The sequence below is a fragment of the Mesorhizobium captivum genome (genome assembly GCF_033977165.1).
In the GTDB taxonomy this organism is placed as follows: Bacteria; Pseudomonadota; Alphaproteobacteria; order Rhizobiales; family Rhizobiaceae; genus Mesorhizobium; species Mesorhizobium captivum.
In genome coordinates this window covers 1-659 of the sequence record NZ_JAVIJB010000136.1, presented here as the reverse complement: position 1 = coordinate 659, position 659 = coordinate 1, and the positions used below count along the sequence as shown (strand labels likewise).

The 659-nt window shown below is 63.0% G+C and carries 2 pseudogenes; both read right to left on the bottom strand.

Going from position 1 to position 659, the window contains the following annotated elements:
• Positions 1-67: 67 nt before the first annotated feature.
• Positions 68-382 (bottom strand): annotated as a pseudogene (locus RFM40_RS33640) (MFS transporter); the annotation flags it as partial.
• A 46-nt stretch (positions 383-428) separates the two neighbouring features.
• Positions 429-659: pseudogene (locus RFM40_RS33635) on the bottom strand (hypothetical protein); the annotation flags it as partial.

Here is a 659-nt window from a genome sequence, read left to right as displayed (position 1 = left end):
CCTCGTCGCCGACCGCCAGGCCTTGCTGGACCGCCTCAGGCCGCTTATCGGCTCCGGTCCATGAAGCGACTCGGATCTGCAGCGGCGGCACGACGATGAAGATCAGCATGCCCCACAGGAAGACGATGGCCACGGCTACCGCGGCAATCGCACCGGGGCTTGGTAAAGACGACAAACAGCAGGGCCATGGCGAGGAGCGTGGCGATCACACGTCGGCATCAGCTTCCAGTCTGCCGCCGATGATGTTGCCGATGGTCATGCCGGCGCCGAACAAGAGCAGCACCCAGGTCACGGTCGCCGTCGACAGGCCGGAAACGTCGATCCGATACGGCTTGATGTAGGTGAAGACGGCGAAGAGGCTGGCCGAGGCCAGCGAGGCGATCGCGCTGACGAAATGTTGGCGAGAACTTCGGCGGTTTTTTTCGCCACTAGCCGTTGGCCACGGCCTCACATGCCTGCGCCCGCGAGCGCCAATGGCCGGCACGCGGCTGAGCGATCTCATACGCATCGCATGTCTGCGCCACATGCTGGCCTCTGATGCCATACTGCCTTGCGATTTCGGTCATCGGTTTCGACCAGACCAGATCGTAGGGCTCGGCCCGCGTCATTCTCAGCACGTATCTTCCTCTCGTATCAATCGCCAGCAACGTGAGCCAGCC